Here is a 4,432-nt window from a genome sequence, read left to right as displayed (position 1 = left end):
AATATCTATTTTCTAAGCCGTCCCCGACGGTTCGGCAAGAGTCTGCTGGTTTCTACCCTGGAGAATTACTACCTGGGACGTAAGGAGCTGTTCAAGGGACTGGCCATGGAGAAGCTGGAAACGGAATGGAATGTACATCCGGTGTTCCATGTGGATTTCAACGGAGCGAATTTCACGAACCCAGGCGAACTGGAGAAGAAGATAAATTTCTATGTTTCTGAATGGGAACAGAAATACAGTCTGCCTTCACGGAAAGAAGAACTGGGATTGGGAGACCGTTTTGCGGAAGTATTGCGTGCAGCTCACGCTCAGACAGGCCGTCGGGCGGTAGTCCTTATCGACGAGTATGACAAGCCGATACTGGATGTACTGGATACGGACAGCGGTCTGGAAGACCGTCACCGGAATGTGCTGAAAGGTTTCTATTCGGTCTTCAAGGGAGTGGACAGCCACCTGCAGTTCGTGTTGCTCACGGGAGTGACCAAATTCTCCCAGGTAAGCGTGTTCAGCGGTTTCAACCAGCCGGATGACATCAGCATGGATGCCCGTTACGAGACACTTTGCGGCATTACCCAGAACGAACTGGAACATTATTTTTCTGAACAGATAGCCGATATGGCCCGCCAATACGAAGTTACCTTGGAAGAGATGTACCGACGTTTGAAACTCCAGTATGACGGATACCATTTCTGTGAGAAGATGACGGATGTATACAATCCTTTCAGCCTGCTCAATGCCTTCGGAAAGAAACAACTCCGTAACTACTGGTTCAGTTCAGGAACTCCGACTTATCTGATTCGTCTGTTAGCTCATTTCAAGGAGAACATGAACGAGCTGACCGGAAAATACTACCGTCCGGAGGAATTTATCGACTACAAAGCCGATGTGGAGCAACCGCTTCCGATGATTTACCAGAGCGGTTACCTCACCATCAAGGACTACGACAGTGAGTTCGATATCTTCCTACTGGACTATCCGAACAATGAAGTGAAGAGCGGTTTCCTGACAGCTCTAGCTACATCGTACTTACGTCCTTCTACAGAGACCGGTGGCTGGGTTCGCGAGGTAGTACGTGCCCTCAGATCGGGCGATTCTGATGCGTTATGTACCTTGTTTACTTCATTCCTGGCTAGTATTCCCTACACGATGCGTCGCAAGGAGAATGAACCGGAACGTGAACGGTATTTCCAGTACACGTTCTATCTGATTCTCCGGATGTTGAGTGTCTATACCGTTTACATTGAAAAGGCACAGAGTCAGGGACGGGTGGACTGTGTGATAGAAACGCCGCAATATGTCTATATCTTCGAGTTCAAGTTGGATGGTACGGCTGCCGAGGCCCTGCAGCAGATTGAAGAAAAGGGGTATGCCCGTGAATATGCTTCAGATTCCCGTAAATTATTTAAGATTGGTGCCTCCTTCTCTTCGGAAACGGGGACTATCGGGGAGTGGCAGGTAATTCCGTCATTTTCTAAGAGGGTACAGTTTTAATCGATGTATTGATAGGGCTTACTACATAAAAAACCGGATTTTATTCATGAATATCCTTCTGTTGAATAAAATCCGGTTTATATTTTTCCGGGTAAAACAATCCATTTCCCTAAGGTTCAAGCAAATTCCCATTCATTAGGGACAGATGTTTGCCACCAGCTTCTTTCAAATTCCAACTCGCGATGGACACCCTTGCTATTGGCTGTATGATTCCCGCTATTAGGACTCACCCTGGACTTGCACCCGTTAGCTAATACTCATGCCGAGCATATTAAAAAAGAGGATAGGAAAACCTACCCTCTTTCTTAATATCAATTCTCAAGTTATTATTTAACTTTCTGAATCTTAATCTTAGCAGTTGTAACAACACCGGCTTTATCGGTAAATTTAACAACCAACTCAGCAGCCTGACCTGCAGCCAAATAGTTATCTTCTCCACCAATTGTAATACCAGCATAACCTCTACCACCAGTAGTAGCTTTAAGAGTTGAACTATTATAGTTAACACTCATTTCCAACTTAACTTGCTTAGTATCAACTAATGTAACACTAGCAGGAGTATCTTCGTAAGCAATTGTTATACCTGAAATAACACCACGATTTGTTGTAGTACCATCAGTAAATGGATACAATGCTGAACCACCAAGTGAATTCATTGCAAGTTCTGCACCCTCATATTTCAGAGCCAAACCAGCACCTGCTTTTGTACCACCAAGAATTGTATTATCAGCATTTACAACTGCTCCGTCTGCCGAAGGAGTATCTGCCTTAGTATAATAAATCAATTCTGCACCTTCAAACAAAGATTTAACTTTAACAGTGAATGAAGTCTTAACTTTCAATTCTGTAGAACCAAATTGATAATATGCAACAGCATCCAAAGTATTATCAACAATCTGACCTTCAGCATTTACATAAGCATTAGACTTAGTAATATCCTTTTCTGTTCCAGTTCCTTCAACAGAAGAAGATGCAAAATCTTGAGTTTTTCCATCAGCATCTGTATACTTCAATGACTCAAACTTAATAACGTTTGCATTTGTTGAGCCATCAAACAAATCAGAAGCAAAAATTGTTCCAAGCTTAATTTTGCCATCACCATTCATTCTTACTGTACGCTCATTGTCAGTCCAGAAGTTATCATTAACCTTAGTAAAGATTGACTCGAATGTAGGCAAAGTAATGTTAATAGGAGCAACAACTTTCTTAATTTCACCCTTAGAAGTACTCAATGTCAAATCCAAATCATACTTACCTTCCTTAACAGTAGATTTAAATTCGCCATAACTTCTATCAGCAATAGTAATAACTGCATACTTAATAGATTTTACTCTACTTCCTGATGTTTGATCATTAAGTTTAATTTCCTTCTGCATAGCTTTAGCATCTTCTAAGCTAGCAAAATATTTAACACTCAAAGCAGAAGAGAACAAATCGCCTTTAGACCATGCAGCTGACAAATCTGTAGACTGTTCTGCACTCAAGCTGCTAAATACATCTTCCATATCAATAATGATATTCTGAGCATTTGCATCTTTTGACGCAGTCATTACATATTCAGTTGTACCAATAGTCTGCTTTTCATCAACTGTTGTACCTGTAAAGTTATCAATTTCAATAGTTTTAGTTTCACTAACCAAACCATTTACTCCCAACAATGTAACATTCAAACGAATCTTTCCAGAAGCATCATTTGCTGCTTTATCACTAACAACAAGTGTATTAGTTGATTTATCAACAGTTACACCTAATAATGAAGCGTCCTCAATAGACTCAGGTGCAATATCTACTTGGACATCATATACAGCAGGATCCTTATAAACCAATTTAGATTCACCAAGAGGAACATCAGCATAATGACCAGTAACTCCTCCAATTTCCCCTATAAAGAATTTCGGAGAACCAAAAGTCACAACTTTTTCTTCATTATTTTGAACCTGAGAATCAGTCCAAGTATCAATAACGAAGTTATAATCAGTCATTACTACACCATCAACGGCCAATGCATATTTAAGATTTTCAGCATCACCATCATTATTAGTACCAGCATAAGCAGTAGCCATTTCTTCAGCAGTAGCTGTAGGAGTAATAGTCAAAGTCCAAGTTCCGTCAACAGAAGCAGCACGTGAACCAGTCAACATGTCATCATTTTCTTTTACAGAAGGAGTAACTGTAGCAGGAGCTTCCTTACCGTTCATATCAACCAAAGTAAGTTTAGCCTGAGTCAAGTCTGCATTTTTAGGAGTTACGGTCACATCCAATGTATTGATAGCACCTAGCAACAACTGGCCTTTCTTAACGGCACCTTTAGGACCTGTCCATTCAGCCAAATCTTCAGCTGCTGTACCCCAATTGATACCATATTTATCTATAGTTTTTAAAATTGTCACTTCAGTTGAAGTCAAATATTTTTGAGTAAAATAGCCATTATAAACGACATTTTCAGCTAATTCAACACTATAAATGGAAGCAGAAGCCTTTGGCAATACATAAGATTCACCATCGACGGTCATAGTATAAGTACCGTTACCGTTATCTACAACAACTACCTTGCTACCGATTTCAAGATCCTGTACTTCGCCGTTGATATACAGCTTACCGTCTTCCTTCACTTCAACCTTGACAGCTTCACCTTCTGCAATTTCAACCTTACCAGCTTCTTTGCCGTCAACATAAAGAACGTTGTCTTTCAGTTCAACAGTAGTTACACCAGTTGCAGATGGAACCGGAACCTCGACCTTTGTTCCCTTGCCTGTTTCAATGATAAGCATGCCGTCAGCATAGCTCAATGTTTTAACACCATCAAGGCCTTCTACTGTAGATTTCAGACTTTCAAGGTCTGTCTTGACAGTGTTAATCTGCTCCTGCAAGTTGTTGATGTCATCATCATAGTCTTTACAAGAAGTAAAAGTTCCTGCTGAAGCGAACAGAAGCGCTCCGA

The 4,432-nt window shown here is 41.0% G+C and carries 2 protein-coding genes; one reads left to right on the top strand and one right to left on the bottom strand.

The annotated features are described in order from the left end of the window. Nucleotides 1-1,491, top strand: a 1,491-nt coding sequence (locus C510_RS16790) for an ATP-binding protein (protein WP_018712231.1), incomplete at its 5' end; no start/stop codon positions are given. Between the two features lie 326 nt (nt 1,492-1,817). Here C510_RS16790 and C510_RS17575 read toward each other — a convergent pair. After that, the coding region (locus C510_RS17575) for a hypothetical protein (protein ID WP_018712230.1) at nt 1,818-4,432 on the bottom strand (2,615 nt) is incomplete at its 5' end.

The organism is Phocaeicola barnesiae DSM 18169 = JCM 13652 (assembly GCF_000374585.1).
Lineage (GTDB): Bacteria > Bacteroidota > Bacteroidia > Bacteroidales > Bacteroidaceae > Phocaeicola > Phocaeicola barnesiae.
This window is presented reverse-complemented; position numbering and strand designations above follow the sequence as displayed.